We start from the raw sequence: 254 nt of genomic DNA, 5'->3' as shown, positions 1-254 counted from the left end.
GGACCGGCCCTGCGACGGCGCAGCCAGGCCGGGCTCAACAAATCCGAGCAACGCCATACGCTGGCGAGCGTCGTGTGCACCTACGGGCAGGGCCGCATCGCCGATCGGAGCCAGGAGGTGCAGGAGTACCGGGCCTCGGGGCTCAACCTGGTGATCGCCGCCATCGTGTACTGGAACTCGACCTACATGGCCGACGCGGTCGCGCATCTGCGTCGCAGCGGTGATCCCACCCCCGATCGTCTGCTCGCCCACAC

General features: G+C 68.9%; 1 protein-coding gene. It reads left to right on the top strand.

Going from position 1 to position 254, the window contains the following annotated elements:
• A partial coding sequence (locus tag KZZ07_RS27165) for a Tn3 family transposase (protein ID WP_219520120.1) occupies positions 1 to 254 on the top strand: 254 nt, incomplete at both ends.

This window comes from Mameliella sp. CS4 (assembly GCF_019392335.1).
In the GTDB taxonomy this organism is placed as follows: domain Bacteria; phylum Pseudomonadota; class Alphaproteobacteria; order Rhodobacterales; family Rhodobacteraceae; genus Antarctobacter.
The sequence above is the reverse complement of the archived record's forward strand: the minus strand, read 5'-3'. Positions and strand labels throughout refer to the sequence as shown.